The organism is Desulfobacula toluolica Tol2 (genome assembly GCF_000307105.1).
Lineage (GTDB): Bacteria > Desulfobacterota > Desulfobacteria > Desulfobacterales > Desulfobacteraceae > Desulfobacula > Desulfobacula toluolica.
The window spans coordinates 1,513,847-1,530,625 of sequence record NC_018645.1; the positions used below are offsets into that span (position 1 = coordinate 1,513,847).

The window sequence follows — 16,779 nt, forward strand, 5'->3', positions numbered from 1 at the left end:
TTTCCGGATTTCCGGGTTAGGAGCAACTAAAAAAGTGGCATTTACCCAGAAAGAAAAAATTATTATTATTGCACGGCTGCAGGCATACTTATCAGAGTTTTCAAAAGAGCCTCACCTTTATGAGTTGTGCGAAAAGATCAACAAAACCATTCATCCCTTGATGAATGAGACCGTTGCCGGACTTGAACTCAAACCCATTCGGGTGTTGCTGGAAGAATTCAGGACATTTTCAGGACAAGACGCTGTTTCCATGTTTGATGTGCTTCTGGTTGAAAAACGATTAAAAACCATTGGGCAGTTGAGACAACAGGCCATCGCCGCAAATAAGCCCCTGGATCTTTCCGAATATCATGACGGGTTAAGTCAGGTGCCGATCAAGCTTTACTCCTGGCAATCTGTCATTTCACAATTCAGCCGGATGATTGATGAATTTGATGCTGCTGAATCAAGTTATGAATACTTAACTCATTTAAGCCGGGACTTTTTCGGCAATGCCCATAAAGGATTCAGGCCCCCAATGTTCCCGGATCTTACAGACACCATCATCCGTGAGTTGATCACCAGGGGACTGGTATCCTCCATGAATGCTGCGGATTTAATTGATGACATCAACCGGATCAGGCAGTTTACCGCCATGCAGAGCAGACAAAACCGTGAAAAAATTTTTTCAGGAGATCTGCCTGTGGATTCATTCTTAAAAATGGGGCATGATGCATACCAGTTTCTTGAAGAATATTGGGTTTCCAGTCATTTGAAAAAAAACATCGATGTTTGCAGCTATCTTATTTTATGGGACGGACCTGGAAAAGCCCGGTTTCTGAAAAAGTTTGCTGAAATTGCACCTGTTGAGAAAAACCTTGAGTTGTGTATGGCCTGTACCGGTGTCCACCCGGAAAAGTCTCAAAGAGATTGGCTTTTGGGAACTGATCTTGAGATTGAAAAAGATCTGAAAGGTCTCAGAGAAACTATGAAACTGATCGAAGAAAATCGATTTGTTTATGAATTTTTATATGTCATCAATTTTGAAGGATCTCTTGAAACCCCTATAAGCAGTCGGTGGAAGACTGTTTTTGAAAAAATCAAATCAGACAAAGAAATTCTTGTGCCGGAGCCGGCAGAACAGTCTTGCAAACCGGCCCAAAAACTTTCCAAACCGGCCCAAAAACCATTGCATCCTGTTTGCGATACTGCATTGTCAAATACTCATCTCTCAAAACAACAACCTCTTTCCACTGCAAGTATTATGGATGAGACGGTTCCATATATTCCTGATGAATCATCCGACATGGATATTGATGACCTGTCAGCAATGAACGAACTGTCGGCCATGGATAAAAAAACCTCCTTTGAGGATCAAATTGTTCAGGAACACAGCCCCTGGAATAAATATCTAAAACCGTTTTTGTCTGAAAATCTTTTGGGAATTCTTGGAGCTGCCCTGCTCATGCTGGCCTGGCTTTGCATTTCAATCTGGGTATGGAACAAAGGACAATATTACCGGCTTTTAACCGGTGCATTGCCCATGTATTTTACCTCTGTTGCGCTGGCATACATCAGCCGTTTTTTCTACAAAAACCTTCATAAAGGTGTGTCACCCAAAGCTCCTGCACTTTTTGCCACGATTTGCGTATTATCCATCCCGTTTAATTATCTGATCGCTCTGTCCATGTTTTACCTGGACAAAACCATTGGCCCTGTTGCGGGGACAGGGCTTGGCATACTTTACGCCATCACCTTGTTTGACCTGATAGGCAGGTGGATTAAAGATTCCATCGGGTTTAATCCAGGCCTGTATTTAATCATCATCAATACCATTTTATTTTTACCCGGTTTTTCATTGTATGCCGGTGCCCATATGCTGCCGGCTGCCATCACGATCATCATGTTTGCCACATTTTTTGTATATGGATATACGATTCATGCTGTTTTAAAAAAAGATCAATCAAAGCACTGGTTCAGAACCCTGCTTTTCGGAGTGAATTACCTGTTAACCCTGTTTATCTGCTGTGTATACTACAGAATTATACCGGATGCAGGCAGTATGGCGGTTCTTCTTCAGCTGATTGCTCTTGGCATAATTTTTTTCGGGCAACAGGAAAGAATCTATAAACAGCTTATCCTGACATCGGTATTGTCTGTTCTTGGTATTCTGCTCAGCTTTAAATCGGTTCTGCCAGTGACGCCTTTTTGTCTGCTCTTAAGTGCGGCTTTATGGTTGCTGTATAAGAAGTATCTTCGAGCAGCCTTGCTGGATAATATTATTACAGCCCATATTTTTTGCTTTTTTGCTTCAATCGTTTTTGAAATCAAAGATGTATTTTTGCCCTCAGGCAGGTTGTTCATCTGTGGTGTGATTCTTTCCGCTGCGGTTTCTCTGGTATGTGCTGTTTTGTACGAAAAAAAATATTCAAAAACAGCGATTCAATCCATTTCGTATTTGATTCTTCCGGTTCTTTTGTCTTTTCCGGCAACCCTTTTTCTGAAATTCTTTAACGGGTGGGCAGGATTTTTAATCATGATGATTCTGTCTTTTTTTGTCTTTGTTTATGGCTATATCCGTTATGCAAAACACTATTTAAGAACCTTATGGTTCCTTAATTTGGGGGCCATGCTGATTGTACCCTGTTTGGGATTGCTGTTTATGCACCGGTTTGATGCGGCCCTGATGTCGTTTGCTTTTATGGGATTGGTCTGGACCCTGGCATCAATAAAGCTGAAAGACGCCCTGGCCCATGTTTATAAAACAGCAGTATCCCTGATCATTTCCATGATTGCAATGGCGGTATTTATCTTTGCCTGCCTGGTGTTTCATTTTGAGCCCCCAAATTTGACTATGATCATGGTTCTTGCGTTTATCTCTTTGCTGGTATCTTTGAGCCTGTCAGCAAAGAATACCATGTCCCAGCTTCCTGTGTATCTGATTTTTTCAGTGTCCTGCGTGTTTGGTATGGTAGCTTATAAAGCAACGGGAATTCAGATGAAAACCGGCCTGGGAACAGGCGTGGCCTCACTTGGTTTTTTATATGCCTCCCACTTGTTCAAAAAACACGGCATCTGGCAAAGCAAATCATTTGATACGATATTCAACCGGGAACTGCCCTTGCGGTCCAAACAATTTTTAAGCTTTCCTTTTGAGTTGGCCGGATGGGCCATGGCCCTGATCGCCTGTATTAAGGTTTGTTCTCATTATACCCTTTTAAATTCCGGGCCTCATCATTTTTCATTCTTTGCGCTTAAAATTGTTTTAACTCTTTTGATTGTGTCTTTTGTGTTTTATTATTTTGTTATCAAATACAATTTCAAACAGACCGGGTTTATTGTTTTTTTGCCGGCGATTCTGATTTTCTGCAGTGCCTCATCCTATGTTCCCGCAATTTTACAGCCGCTCTGGCTGGTCCTATGTCTGTTTATATATGACACCTGGTCACGAACGGTTAAAATCAAAGTTGATCATGAGGCCTCTTTGAAAAGCCCCATCGTGTATATGAATACATTTTTCAACCATGCAGGTGCAGTTCTCGGGTTTTTATTTTATGTGTATTACACAGCATTTGTACCTGAATCTTTTTGGAATAAACATTTGCTTTTTGCCTCTGTAACAATGGTTTGCGCATATATGCACAAAACGCTCATTGTGAGGAAATACAAAAGATATTCTCACTTGATTTTGCTTCATCTGATAATATTAATAACATTTGGATATGTTTTGTTTGAGCAGGACGCCATCGTAAATGCGGTTCAGCAATCATCAGGAATGTTTTTATATCAAGCGGGATCTGATTTTCTAAAACTGCTCATACTTGCCGGCCTGATATTTTTTATCCCGGGATTCAGCTTTGAAAGATCAAAAAATAAAATTGCCAAATATTATTCAGATGTTTTTCACACATGGCTATTTGGTGTGGCCTGTGTTTTCAGTTTTTGTGTTTCAGTGCCGTTTTTCTACGGATTTTATGGATCATTAAGCCCTGTTTTTTTGAACAGTCTGCTCTATATTGTCATAGCCGGATATTTCTTGATTCACGCAGGCAACCGGTATTTTAAAACCGCTTTTTTGTATATTGCAAAAGCATTTGTGTGCGTTTATGCAGGACTTCTCCTGATGTTTGAGCCGTTAGCGGGATTGATTTTTGGATTCACGGTGTTTGCGCTGCTGGAAGCATTGCTGTGCCTGGGGATTAAACATAAGGTAACAAGACCGATGGAATCCAATACCGGAGATATTCATATCAATTATCTAAACCGGCTGGCTAAGTCTGCCGAGGTCTTTGTCCATATCGCCCTTGTTTTTCATCTCATCCAGTTTATGCGCTTATTTCAAGCACCGCCCGGTGTTTTATTATATCTGCTTATCCCCTATATGGTGTTTTGTTACAGAAGGCTTTACAAGCCATATCTCGGGTATCTGGCAGTCGGTATTTTCGCCTATGCAAACGGATTTGTTGCAATGGGATTTCATGATTTTTTTATTAAAAACAATTTAAATACCAGCCATCTTTTGAGCATATCCGCCATGTTCACAATTTTTGTTTTCCTGGTTTATAATAAAGTGGCCGCAGCACAAAGAAGGGAGGTGGAGATATGAACAAACATCTGTCTGTCCAGAGAGAAAAAACCGCTGTATTCCTGTCCATCATTGTCATGTGCCTGTTAACAGTTAACTTTTTTAAATCCCATCACCTGTCCGAACCCTTTGAAATCAGGTTTGTGGTCAGCAGTGTTATCCTTCTGCTTGTCTGTTTTTTCTTTCGGTTCTGTCTGACGGCGGTAACACCGCTGATACGGTCCCTTTACAGGATTTCGGTGGTGATGGCTTTCTGGTCATTTTGTTTTTTTCTTTTTCCCTTTCCCAATATGGTGCTTTATATGATACCGCTGCCCGGTTTTTATTTTTTATTCCGCATTGAAACAAAGGAGGCCAAAAGAGTGGAAGATGCTCTGGCAGCAGGCATTCTTATGGCAATGGGGACCTTTTTATACATTCAGCAACGCCCGTTGCAGGCTGTTTTATTTCCGGATCAGCCTTTTGACTGGATAAATTATTACATCCATTCACCCGTGGTGATTCTCATGGGAACAGGTTTTTTGCGCTTGAGCAAACATTCTGACTGGAAAGGCTTGAGCATTCTGGGAACGCTATTGATCACCACTGGCTCAATACTATTATCCGGTTATTTGATTAAACCTTTCTGGCCCTATTTTCCCGAAGTTTTGTGTGCGATTCTTTGTCTTCACCTGGTTCAGATATATTTTATCCTTCCGCATAACGGCAGGGCCTTGTTTATCAGATTCACCAATATAAACGAAACCGACCTCAAACAACTCAACACTATTTTGTATTTCATGAGTGCCTTTATTATGCAGGCCTGCATTGTGCAGCTTATCGGTTATCATGGCCTTGACCACAGGATTATTTCTGCTGTTATTCTTGCTGCGGGCGGTTTGTTGTACAGGTACAGGCAAGTTACCATTTCCATGGTGATGATTGAAATGGCCCTGTTGTTTTTTGTTGCCGGAACATTTTATTTCAGATCATACGGATTGATATGGAGCATTCCCATTGGTATCATAATATTATTATCAGTAATTTCCCGCTTGAAAAAACAGTTTCTTTATCCTGTCTCCAATGCGGTTATCAATGTTTTGTTTGTTCTGTATTATTTGTTAATTTTTCAATTCAACCTGCTTCATCCTTTGGGCATCCTGTTTATTCTGTTTCCTTTCATGTGCTGGGTGATGCTATCCGGTCGGCCTTTTGCCGTTCCCAGAACATATCATTTTGCATTCTGGCCGGTGATCACTTTTATTGTTCTGATTTGTCTGCTCCGGGGAATTACACAGGGATTTTTCCTTTACTGGGCATTAATTAATCTTTTCCCACCCCTTTGCCTTAACCTGATCATTCGCACAAAAACTTTTAAAACCCAGGCTGTCAGGCTAAACTTGCATTTCATCAATGACTGGGAAGATAACAGTCAACAGGCACTTTTTATTCTTGCATATATTTCTGCCGGGATCAGTATCACAAGCATAGTGTTCAACTTGCAGTGGTATATGGACAGTTGGATGCCGGTTCTGCTCACGGGTTTTGTTTTTATGATCAGTTCAGGTATTTTTCTTGCGTATGCATTGACCCGTAAAAAACTTGGTTTTGTCATCCAGACTGAATGCTTTTTCTGGGCACTCCTGGCGCTGATCCGCTGGAAACTGGATGTTCAGGAAACCCTGGATTTTGGCTCGCCTGTTGACGGATACCTTCTTATTGCCATATCCGTTATCATTGCAGGCATCCGGGATGTTCTCAGAAAAAAGATCCCGGAATTTTCCGGGTATTTTCAAAAAACCATTTTGTTCTATGGTGTCATTGGCTGGCTGTATCTTCAGGCGATTCAGTTCTTCTGGGCCGGCAACCTGACAGGCACATTTCATCATGCCGAACTGTCTTCCATTCTCATGGCTGCATTAAATCTGTGGCTTTCAAAGGCCGGGAAAAATGTTCACTCCATTTATACGGTTATTTTTATTAATATGGCGCTATTGCTCTATTTTTTCAATCAGGACTGTACAAACCTTATGTTTTATATATTTCCATCCATGTATAGTGCGCTGATCCTGATTCAGATGTTCAAAGATAAACTGGGGGCAGAAAATACAAAAAATTTCAGACTGATTGTTTCCCTGATCCTTTGCGGAACATGTTCTTTTTACAATATTATGGATTTTGGCAGTTCTATCTGGTATCCGGTCATTGCGACCTTTATGTCTTCGTTTTTTGTTGTGGCTGGCATTCCGCTGAAAGTCAGGATATTTTTGTATCTTGGAACCCTGTTTTTTATTGTTAATGCCATTGGTGTGATTGCCCATATTATTATTAATCAGCCAGCAGAAAACATTACGCTTTCCATTGGCATTCTGTTTTTGGTTGCCGGTATTTTGTTTACGGCAAGCTTTCTGTTTTTCCAGATGAAACGTCAGCAGGTGATTGACCGATACCATCAGATTGCAAGTGAATTAGAGACATGGGAATAGGAACATATGTAAATGGGAAGAGATCACTGATTGCAACTTATTGTAAGTCATAAACAGATTGTAAGTCATAAACAGATTGTAAGTCATAAACAGATTTTTTACCGGAATCTATTCCAGATCAATATCTGCGCTGATTTTTTTTTCGTTGAATATCTCTTGTTTTGTTATTTTCATGCGGCTGATTCGTGAGGAAAGGGTGGTGGGAGATATTCCCAGAAGCATTGCCGCACCATGATCGCCATATATTGTTCCTTTGCATTTTTTCAGGGCAGCGATCATGTTTTTCCTGGTTTTTGCCCTGATCTGCTGTTCTGTAAAAATTACAGTCTCTTTGGTGGTATCCCATGGATTTTCAGCCGGTTCTTTGGACGTTTCAATCTGTGTGGATGCCACTGGCAAATGGAAAAAAAAACGGCCGGATCGTGATGTGATAACGGCTCGTTCAATAATATTTTGCAGTTCCCGCACATTTCCTGGCCACTCGTAATCCATGAGTTCTCTTATGTTTGAATCGGTCAGCTGTGGCACGGCATGATTCATTTTTTTTGACACGGATTTTAAAAAATGCCTGGCAAGAATGGGGATATCCTTTTTTCGTTTGCGCAATGGGACAACTTCAATTGGAAAAACATTGAGCCTGTAATACAAATCCTGCCGAAAATTACCGGCTGCAATTTCCTGTTCAATGTTTCTGTTGGTGGCGGCAATGATTCTGACATCCACTTTCCGGGTCTTTTCTTCTCCGATACGTTCATACATGCCTTCTTGAAGAACTCGAAGCAGTTTTCCCTGGATTAAAAGCGGTATTTCCCCGACTTCATCCAAAAACAGGGTTCCTCCGTCTGCTGCCTGGAATCTCCCCCCTCTGTCAGATATGGCTCCGGTAAACGCCCCTTTTTTGTGGCCGAAGAACTCGCTTTCATACAGTTCTCCTGGAATGGAGGCGCAATTAACGCTTATCATGGGTTTTTTCTTGCGAAGGCTGCGCTTGTGGATCTCTCTTGCCACAAGCTCCTTGCCTGTTCCCGATTCTCCGAGAATCAGGACACTGGCCTCGGTTGGCGCAACCTGGGCGATCTGGTCAAGCATGCTGATTACAGGAGGGCTTTTTCCGATAATCCCCCCGGGTGACTGGATGTGATGAATCTCGTTTCTCAGGTATTCATTTTCCAATTCAAGCTGGGCTCTTAATGATTCAATTTCTTCAAACGCCCGTGCATTGGAAAGGGCAAAGGCAACAAATCCGGCAACATTTCCCAGCCAACGGTCTCCTCTTCTGACCCGCTTAAGATCAATCAGGGCATAAACCGCTATGATGCCGAGAATATCATTTTTCAAGGCAAGGGGCTGAATCCCGACGCCAACGATTTCCGGGGTTGTATCCTGTATGTCCTGAAATAATTTTTTCTGGTTTTCATCAAAGTTATGAATTCGAATTCCCACCCCTGTCAGGGCCACACTGCCTATTTCGGAAAATCCTATTGGAATACGGCTGTCCGCTCCGGTGGTGCAGTTCCATGCGGTGTTTTCCTTGTGTTTTGTAACGCTTGCCACCATGTGAAGGCAGGATGTTTCCCGGCACAGATGTTTTCTGTGGCATGCATTGCAATCCTTGCCCGGCTGCACTGTCCATATTCTGACAAGCCCTACATGGGGTCTTGCTGCAAAGGTTTTTGCAACCAAATGAGGTATCTCTTCTGCCGAACACTTTCTTCCCATATGCAACATGAGATCCTGAAGCGAATCAAATTCCGGCTCATAATTTTGTGAAATTTCCATAGGTGCATAATCTACCACGAAAAAGCAGGAAATTCCAACTCATTTTCGTTGGCCACGAAAATGAGTTGGCAAAAGGCTTGACCCGGCAGGATAAAAAAACATTACCATTTCATTAACTTATGGTTGTTTTATGATGTGGCATGGTTTTTGTTTAAGACCAATATTTGAGTATTGTTTTTTATCAGAGAATGGAACCCGGAATGCGGCTGTACCCTGGAATAAGGGTAAAGGCCGGAATAAGTCTGAAATTCGGAATACTTGTCTGATAAATGAAATAAACCGGTTCAACCTTCAGGGAAGACACCGGTACGGTAATTTGTAATTTGATAAGGATACAACTTCATGTTTTTTAAAAAACCAATGAGCAACAGATCAAAGCTCATTTTATTGTACGGTTTTCTTGTTTTAACGGCAGTGGCTGTTTTTTTCCAGTCACAAGGGCCTTCGCGCCTTAAAACCGAACATTTATGGACAAACAACAGCAATCCCGACGAGCTGAATGCGTTGCCTGCCTTGACACAAGAAAAAGTCTATTCGGCTCTGGCAAATGTTAAAGATCCTGAACTTCAGCTTAATATCCATGAACTTGGGTTGATTTATGAGATGAGCATTGTCAAAAGGGCCGTAAATATAATCATGACATTGACCACGCCCAATTGTCCTTTTTCCAAGACCTTTATCCAGAGTATTAAAAAGGAATTGCTGGCCATTCCTGAGATTGAAACCATCAAGCTGAGTTTGACTTTTGATCCTCCATGGACAATCAACAGGCTTGCACCTGAAATAAGAGATCAACTCATTGGCGTCGATCAGGCACCAGATCACCTTCAAAATTAAGGATGCATGATGTTACCGTCTCTGGAACCTGCAATAAACGGTTTTTTGCTGGGTATTGCCACGGGCCCTGCCTGCTTCAGCAGCTGTGTGCCTGTACTTTTTTCCGTAAGTCTTGCCAGGGGGCAGATCGCTTCACGCTCATCCAACTGGAATTTTCTTTTTAAATTCATTGGCGGCAGGTTTATGGCTTACCTTGTTTTTGGCCTTGCCATCGGGCTTGTGGGTGACGTATTGGGTGTCTATGGATTCAAGATAGGTGCATGGGCCACTATAGTGCTGTCCATACTTCTTGTAGCCTATGGCATGGGCATCAAACTTCCCCATTTTGGAATGTGCGCGCGGGCCAATAAGATTGGCAGTTCGCCTTATTTTCCTTATGTGTTGGGGATATTAACCGGCCTTAATGTCTGTCCGCCTTTTCTTCTGGCAATTTCATATTGTCTTCAAAAATCCGCCAACCCATTGTTCGGGATTCTTTTTTTTCTGGCATTTTTTCTGGCCACCACTCTTTACATCCTTCCCATGGGATTTATGGGAAGGTTTACGGGTCAAAAGAAATTGATTCTTCTGGGCCGGGCCGCATCGGTTGGCGTGGGTATCTTTTTTTGCTGGAAAGCATTGTCAATTTTGAGGCTGATATCATGAAAACCCTTGGTTCAGTAAACCAGCCCATCCCATACGATCAGAAGACCAAACACAGGAGGAGTGTAATGGAAATCGCTGCTTTTTATCTTGTTGCCTGCCTGTTCATGGCAATATCCGCCGTACTTTCCGGCACTCAATGGAATGAAGCAAACGGAGTTATGGAATATTTGCGGTTAATTTTGTTGAACAAACCCGTCATTATTCTGCTTACACTTGTTATTTTTATTTTGAGCGGCATCCTGGTACAGATCGGAAAATTTCATTTTCATCTTTCTTATTACGAGATATCCATCATCTGGCTTGCCACCTCATGGGTATCCATTGCCACTTTGTGGATCATCAGTGGAATAAAGCCCTCCTGGCCGGAACTTGCCGGTATTGTTTTTTGTCACATCGGCCTTGGTATTTCAACCATCGCACGCATATCCACCTGATCATAAAAATATAAAAAGGAGGAGATGACCCGCAACGGTCTGGTCAACCAAACAAAAACATGTGCATGGAATATCAGGCACAGCAAAACATTATTGGCTTAAATATTTTTGGAGAAAAATTTTATGGATGAAAAACTGAAAAAATACATACTGATCGGTCTATGGGTGGCCGCAGCAGCATCTTTGGTATGGTTTTTTGCATCTGAGCTGAACATCAACGCTCTTTTTGCAATCATGCTGTGTGTTGCCGCTGCCATGGGCTGGTGGAGCATGATGTTTAAAATTACTGAAAAAATGCGGAACATTGGAATTATTTCCATGTCGAGTTTCTGGACAATCATCGCATTTTTCATGTTCTTTCCTTTTCCCGCACCTGAAGCACCTCAGTATATCCAGGGCGAGGTTCACCGGTTCAGCGAAATGAACCATGGATTCGGAAGGGCATATATGGGGGTTTTAGGGCCTCAGATCAACAACCACGGATATGTCTACACAGACAAGGAAATGATTGAACCCCTTGCCAAGGCACGTGGCGGTAAAAAACCAAGCTTTACAACAACACTTCCCCTGTCACGGGCATTGTTTGGTGCCACTACGCTGCTGGACGGTCTTCGGGCACCGGACCAGGTACAGGGCGAGCCAGTAAAGGTTCTCAAATACCCCTGGACTACATTTGAAGGCGCCCACCGGGATAAAAAAATTGGGTGGAACAAAGGAGATGTTCTTCTGGGCAATGTTGCCGGAAAACTGGGCTATAAAACAGCCAAATACACGCCTGAAGAAAACGCTCTCATGGTCAAGGAAATCGGACTGTGGCTGGGTTCTGAAGATGTGGGAATCTGCAGGGTCGACCCGAGATGGTTCTTTTCTCATGATATCATGACAGCGGGCACCCCTCTGCCCCTTGAAAAAGTTGAGGAACTCAAATACGGCATCCAGGTTTTCACGGATCAGAGATGGCGAAGAGTTTTAAATGATCCGGGCTGGTCTTGGTGGAGCATCACAAAAAGCGGCCAGGCATACAGCACCAGTGCTTTTATTGCCGTGCGCCTTGCCCAGACACTCAGGGATATGGGATATGCGGCAAGGGTTGGTCATGGCGGTATCAATTATGAAACCATTGAAACTCCGTTTTCCGTTTATTGCGGGCTGGGTGAATATGGCCGGTTGAGCGATGCTGTTGTGCCGTCTGTTGGAGGATTGCGGTTTAAATCCGCCACCATCCTGACGGATTTTCCCATGGCCGTAGATCCTCCCCGCCAGTCCTACGGGGTTACCCGGTTTTGCAGTCATTGTGACCGGTGCGCCCGTTCCTGCCCGGTGAATGCCATTCCCATGGGAAAAAGAACCATTGAGAACGGAATTGAAATGTGGCATGTGGACAAGGATAAATGTGTCCGGTTCAGAACCGGAAACCTAAACGGCAACTGCTGCAACGAGTGCCTGAAATCCTGTCCTTACAACAAACCGGCCACAGCTTTCCATCTTATGGGCAATTACATGCTCAAGCATTCGTATCTTGCACCCTTTCTTTTCGGAAACGTCAATGGTGTGGGCCTTGAAGACTGGCTCGACTATCAATACGGCACGGAATCAAAACAATTCGGAGTAAACCGTCCTGCACGGTGGATACTTGAAAATCCGGGATTTAAAACCGAATTTCCCCGAAAAGTCGGACGTTACATCTATACGGAAGAAGACAGAAGCCCGGATGAAGAGTGGGCAACGGGTGTAGGTGCCAAAATGGGTAAGGTAGGCGTGACTTACAAAGGCATTCAATGGGGTGAAATTCCAGCCCGTTTACTTGATGAAAACGGAAGAAGCAAAAATGTGCATTGGGACAACCCCAAAGGGGAGCTTGACAAGGATGTCAAGGCCATTGGAAAAGTGCTGACCAAAGAGGAAGCCGATGCCATGCTCAAGGAAGGAAAGGCCTTTTCCGGCGGATGGTATAAAAAAGACGAAGATGTTTATCCGAGGCGGTCAAAATATGAAAAAGGCACCTGGTCCTATGAAAAGGCTGCGGATGACTGGGCTCTGTAATAAGAAAAATTGATAAAGGAGTTGTTTATGTCTTTAAAAATAGGTTCAAAAGAGTTGTCACTCAGCCTCACATGGATTGAGATGTGGGGCTGGTCAGTGGTGATCGGAATGCTCCTGTTCGGATTGTGGGGTTTTTATGACGGCATTGAAGTGGGAAGTCTCAGGGCGGGATGGCGGTTTATTGCCATGTTTCTGATCTTCACGGCTCCGGGCTTTGTGACCATGGTTTTTTTCAAGCCAAAAGAATAATTATGTAAAAACTCATGATTAAAAGCTCCCCGAGAAGGGCACCCGCGACCGTGCAAAAAAGCGTTGCAAAAAAGTCCTGCATACGCTTGTGTTGCAGTTTCCAAACCCGGGGAGCTTTTTAAAATACCATGGATCATTTATGATACGCAAATATTTTTATACTTCAGTATATTTTACGAAAACAGGCGGTTATGCAGTGATTTTTCTAACTATACTGATCAGTAAAGGATTGTAATATGAAATCGGGATGGAAATGGTTTGAGATATCAAGCCTTCTGTTTCTTATCACCCTGGATGCCTTGCTGTTTGTTCTCAGCACCATACTTTTTTCGGAAAAAATGGGCAGGGGGCTGATTATCAGTTTGAGTGCATTCATCTTTATGTCGGGCGTCACTTTTTTCTTTGTAAAATTAAAAAGCAAGGGCTGTTTTGAAAACAAAAAAGCAAAAAAACAGATCATTGCGGCCCTGTGTGCTGCCGGCCTGTTTACTCTGGCCCTTTTTGTTCCGACCGAGCAAAGCAGCCGTTCAGACGTTCTTGGCTCAACTGATATCAAGGGGGAACAGCAGCGGTATGATGCAAGGGAACAGCCGGGGGCGGAGCTGTATACTGATATGAACGATGCGGTTCCAACAGATCAGTTGACTCTTTCCATCTATGATATCTGTGTGGGAAAAGTTTCTTATAAAGTACACAGGGATGGAACACCTGCATCCCCCAGAATAGAGGTAACAAATCCCCAAGTCCTGACAGATCATATCAAGGATCAGGCAAAAGCACTGGGTGCAAGGGTGGTGGGCGTTACTGAACTTGATTCAACCTATGTGTTTACAAATGATCATGCAGGCAATCCCATCAGGCTTTCTCATCCCAATGCAATTGTCGTGGGAAAGGATCTTAAATATACACTGGCCAGCCCGACAGCTCCTCTTCCCTGGGAAGAGATGTATTCTTCCATTCCAGAGGAACTTGCTGCAGCCCTGTCCGGCCGGGTGGTTAAGTCGGCAGAAAAGATATCAGACAAAGATCTGGAAGAGTTGAAACAAGCCATGAGATTTTTTTCCGAAGGCGGAAAAACCGCAGTTGAACTGGCAAGGTTTATCCGGGGGATGGGGTATTCGGCAAGAGCCCATTATACCAGGTGGAGCGAGGTTCAGATCATTCCCCTTGCCATAAAGGCAGGGCTTGGAGAGCTGGCGCGAAACGGCATGATCATTAACAAAGAAATGGGGCCCAGGGGGTCGTTTGCCGTTGTTACAACTGATCTGCCCCTTGTGTTTGACCGGCCAATCAGGCTTGGTATCAAAGAGTTCTGCAATACCTGTAAAAAATGTGCTGATTATTGCCCTGTAAAAGCCATCCCTTTTGGTTCTCCAAATTGGGTCAGAGGCGCTTTGAAATGGTCTGTTGACGGGAAAAGATGCGGCGACTACCTGGTTTCCAATCCAAAATGCCTGGCCTGCATCGGGTCATGTCCTTATAACAAACCCGATAATATACTGCATGACGCAGCAAACTTTATGGTTTCAAAAAGATCCAGGCTGACCAACTGGCTGATGGTAAAAATAGACGATCTTCTGGGATACGGTCAAATGGCTGCGCCTGATCCCAAATTTCTTGAACAATTGAATCAGGGTTGAATTTTGAACGATACACACAATCACACAAAGACTTTGTTGGCAAGACTGAACAGCAGCAGATATGCCGGTCTTGTCTGGCTTGTCCTGGCCGGCAGCCTTGCAGGTTGCGGATTCAATATTGCATTCGGCACTTTTTTTCTGGATATGCAGGGCCTTTTAGGCGGTGCAATCAGCGGGGTTCTGATCCATGCGATTTCATAAATTAATTAACGGCCATGGCAGATCAAAATGGTGCAACAAAAAACAAAAAAGATTTGATTTCAAGATGTTAAAAATTGTTTTGTACAAAAAAAGGCAGTGATATGACAGATTTGTTTTTGAATATTATTCCCAATGCAATCCTTGCAGGCATTGGTGTCTACATCATCATAACGGCATTGTTAAAGGATCTTATACCCGGTAATCAAACCGCTACAGTGCTTACGGCACCCGGACAGTTTGATCCTGACATGGGCGGCAACGCCTGTTTTGCAATGCATCTGCCGTTAAGGGTGATTTTGGATGACAACTCGGTTACCACCGCATATATCAGCGCCTGCAACATGTGCATGAATAGCGTTAAGCAAGGTGACCGGGTCTGTCTTGACACAAGCGGGGACTGTTTGACCGCAAAAAAAATCATGACCGCAAAAAAAAATATGGCAGGAAGAACATCATGATGGGCATGGCCGCACTCTTTTTTTTTCTTTTTCTTCTTCTTGCATCCTTCAGGCAATGGATAAGGCAGGATGTGCTGCCTCTTCAGTCCATCCTGGTGCTGGGGTCTCTGGTGCTTGTTGTCATGGCCATGGTTTTTAACGTTGAATTCAGGGTGTCCCAGATTTTTTCGGCAGCAACCCTTCATCCCATTACCGCAACCATTGCCGGTTTTTTGCTGGCAGGTGCCGTGGACGCAGCAGGCGGGTTCAAGGCTGCGGCAAAAATTTTAACCCGCATCTCCCAAGGCAGGATTCTGGGGCTTTCCGGCACGATCTTTTTGCTGGTGAACGTACCCACCATATTTGCCATGCCCTGCGGCAGAGTCTGGGCAGCCGCCCTTATCCCCGCCACCATCATGTTCGGCATGACAGTGGCACGCCTACAGAACCGGCCGTCTCTTGTGCCGGCAATTGTCTTTGGCCTGATCGTGAATGCTGCGGCATCCTGCGGCCCGTCTCCGCTGGGAGGCATCGGCATGATTGTTGAGGGAACAGCAGGATATGCCCTTCACGCCTTTTCCAATTCCCAGCAGATTTCCATCATGGTTATAACCATTTTGACCATGTTTCTGGTGGCTTTTTTTTCAAAGATCACTGTTCCCATGGACGAGGCCGGGCCGGAAAACCGGGAGGTCAAAACGCTGCCTGATTCCGCCTATTTTGCATTTTTTTTGTATATGGCCGGTCTGGGAGCGGTTTTTATCTTTGAGCCTCCCGTACCCATTCAGACCGTACTGCTGGTCATGACCATCTTTGTCATGGCTGTGGGAAATGTGGGCTTTAAAAGCCTTGTTGCCGGCATTATCATTCACCCGGTAACGGCCATGGTGGCTGGATTCATGATGGCCGGAGCCCTTATGGTTACAGGCGGGTTTGAGGCATTGACAACCCTGCTTGTCTGGCTTGCCACACACACTCCCCTGGGGTTTGTCGGGGTGGGTGTGGTATTGATCTACATCCCGGTTATCTTCCCCATGCCCTGCGGCAGAATTACGGCGGCGGCTCTGCTGCCCGGTGTTTTGATGTTTGGGATGGAAGTGAGCAAAAGCACAGGGATAGACCATTGCCTTCCGGTCATGCTGGTGGGTTTTGTGGTCTGCTGTGCCGCCTCCTGCGCTCCGTCTCCCCTGGGTGGTATCGGCGGCATTGGTGAAGGGAACCTGAGACTGAAAAGCGGCATAACTGCAAATGCCCTTCAAATCAGTATCCTGCTGGGTGCGCCTGTTGCAGGACTGATTGTCGCCGGTATCGGGCTGACAAACCGTATGTTCATGCTCGATGAGATGGCGGTTTCAATCGGAATTGCCGTCATCTGCGGGATACTTACCAATATTCTTTCCGGCTATAAACCCTGCAAGCCTGGGGGGATTCTCGGCGGCATTCTCGTGGGTGTGCTGATAATGGTGCTTTAATAATCTATGGTGC

The 16,779-nt window shown here is 44.2% G+C and carries 12 protein-coding genes; 11 read left to right on the forward strand and 1 reads right to left on the reverse strand.

The genetic code is table 11. The features are described from left to right. Positions 1-34 precede the first annotated feature (34 nt). Both TOL2_RS06925 and TOL2_RS06930 read left to right on the forward strand, forming a co-directional pair. Entirely contained in the window at positions 35-4,585 is a 4,551-nt protein-coding gene (locus TOL2_RS06925) for a UbiA prenyltransferase family protein (protein WP_014956794.1), read from the forward strand. Further along, positions 4,582-7,029, forward strand: coding sequence for a hypothetical protein (locus TOL2_RS06930; RefSeq protein ID WP_014956795.1), 2,448 nt, complete (start codon positions 4,582-4,584; stop codon positions 7,027-7,029). Before TOL2_RS06925 ends, TOL2_RS06930 begins: the two co-directional genes overlap by 4 nt. Positions 7,030-7,137: 108 nt before the next feature. On the opposite strand, the gene TOL2_RS06935 is transcribed toward TOL2_RS06930, so the two are convergent. Next, positions 7,138-8,808, reverse strand: a complete 1,671-nt coding sequence (locus TOL2_RS06935; protein ID WP_014956796.1) for a sigma-54 interaction domain-containing protein — start codon at positions 8,806-8,808, stop codon at positions 7,138-7,140. Between the two features lie 342 nt (positions 8,809-9,150). Here TOL2_RS06935 and TOL2_RS06940 point away from each other — a divergent pair, with 342 nt between their 5' ends. The 9 genes from TOL2_RS06940 to TOL2_RS06980 all read left to right on the forward strand — a co-directional run bounded on the left by TOL2_RS06940 (position 9,151) and on the right by TOL2_RS06980 (position 16,766). Then, positions 9,151-9,645 carry a metal-sulfur cluster assembly factor gene (locus TOL2_RS06940; protein ID WP_051012303.1) on the forward strand — a complete coding sequence of 165 codons (495 nt, stop codon included), beginning with the start codon at positions 9,151-9,153 and terminating at the stop codon, positions 9,643-9,645. 6 nt (positions 9,646-9,651) lie between these two features. Beyond that, positions 9,652-10,290: a sulfite exporter TauE/SafE family protein gene (locus tag TOL2_RS06945; RefSeq protein ID WP_083863505.1), complete on the forward strand. Its 639-nt coding sequence runs from the start codon at positions 9,652-9,654 to the stop codon at positions 10,288-10,290. Between the two features lie 65 nt (positions 10,291-10,355). Continuing rightward, positions 10,356-10,724, forward strand: a complete 369-nt coding sequence (locus TOL2_RS06950; RefSeq protein ID WP_014956799.1) for a hypothetical protein — start codon at positions 10,356-10,358, stop codon at positions 10,722-10,724. 123 nt (positions 10,725-10,847) lie between these two features. Beyond that, entirely contained in the window at positions 10,848-12,767 is a 1,920-nt protein-coding gene (locus TOL2_RS06955) for a 4Fe-4S dicluster domain-containing protein (RefSeq protein WP_014956800.1), read from the forward strand. 27 nt (positions 12,768-12,794) lie between these two features. Then, positions 12,795-13,016, forward strand: a complete 222-nt coding sequence (locus tag TOL2_RS06960; RefSeq protein WP_014956801.1) for a hypothetical protein — start codon at positions 12,795-12,797, stop codon at positions 13,014-13,016. Between the two features lie 236 nt (positions 13,017-13,252). Continuing rightward, positions 13,253-14,656 carry a reductive dehalogenase gene (locus TOL2_RS06965; protein WP_014956802.1) on the forward strand — a complete coding sequence of 468 codons (1,404 nt, stop codon included), beginning with the start codon at positions 13,253-13,255 and terminating at the stop codon, positions 14,654-14,656. A gap of 3 nt (positions 14,657-14,659) precedes the next feature. Then, positions 14,660-14,857, forward strand: coding sequence for a hypothetical protein (locus TOL2_RS06970; protein WP_041279340.1), 198 nt, complete (start codon positions 14,660-14,662; stop codon positions 14,855-14,857). Between the two features lie 101 nt (positions 14,858-14,958). Next, on the forward strand, positions 14,959-15,315 hold the full coding sequence (locus TOL2_RS06975; RefSeq protein WP_041279341.1) for a hypothetical protein: 357 nt from the start codon (positions 14,959-14,961) through the stop codon (positions 15,313-15,315). After that, entirely contained in the window at positions 15,312-16,766 is a 1,455-nt protein-coding gene (locus TOL2_RS06980; protein WP_014956804.1) for a hypothetical protein, read from the forward strand. The genes TOL2_RS06975 and TOL2_RS06980 overlap by 4 nt, the downstream gene beginning before the upstream one ends. The last annotated feature ends 13 nt before the right edge of the window (positions 16,767-16,779 follow it).

Bases quoted from the DNA above. Each gene is read 5' to 3' on its own strand.
- TOL2_RS06930 (WP_014956795.1), top strand. From the start codon at position 4,582: ATGAACAAACATCTGTCTGTCCAGAGAGAAAAAACCGCTGTATTCCTG.
- TOL2_RS06935 (WP_014956796.1), bottom strand. From the start codon at position 8,808: ATGGAAATTTCACAAAATTATGAGCCGGAATTTGATTCGCTTCAGGAT.
- TOL2_RS06940 (WP_051012303.1), top strand. From the start codon at position 9,151: ATGTTTTTTAAAAAACCAATGAGCAACAGATCAAAGCTCATTTTATTG.
- TOL2_RS06945 (WP_083863505.1), top strand. From the start codon at position 9,652: ATGATGTTACCGTCTCTGGAACCTGCAATAAACGGTTTTTTGCTGGGT.
- TOL2_RS06950 (WP_014956799.1), top strand. From the start codon at position 10,356: ATGGAAATCGCTGCTTTTTATCTTGTTGCCTGCCTGTTCATGGCAATA.
- TOL2_RS06955 (WP_014956800.1), top strand. From the start codon at position 10,848: ATGGATGAAAAACTGAAAAAATACATACTGATCGGTCTATGGGTGGCC.
- TOL2_RS06960 (WP_014956801.1), top strand. From the start codon at position 12,795: ATGTCTTTAAAAATAGGTTCAAAAGAGTTGTCACTCAGCCTCACATGG.
- TOL2_RS06965 (WP_014956802.1), top strand. From the start codon at position 13,253: ATGAAATCGGGATGGAAATGGTTTGAGATATCAAGCCTTCTGTTTCTT.
- TOL2_RS06975 (WP_041279341.1), top strand. From the start codon at position 14,959: ATGACAGATTTGTTTTTGAATATTATTCCCAATGCAATCCTTGCAGGC.
- TOL2_RS06980 (WP_014956804.1), top strand. From the start codon at position 15,312: ATGATGGGCATGGCCGCACTCTTTTTTTTTCTTTTTCTTCTTCTTGCA.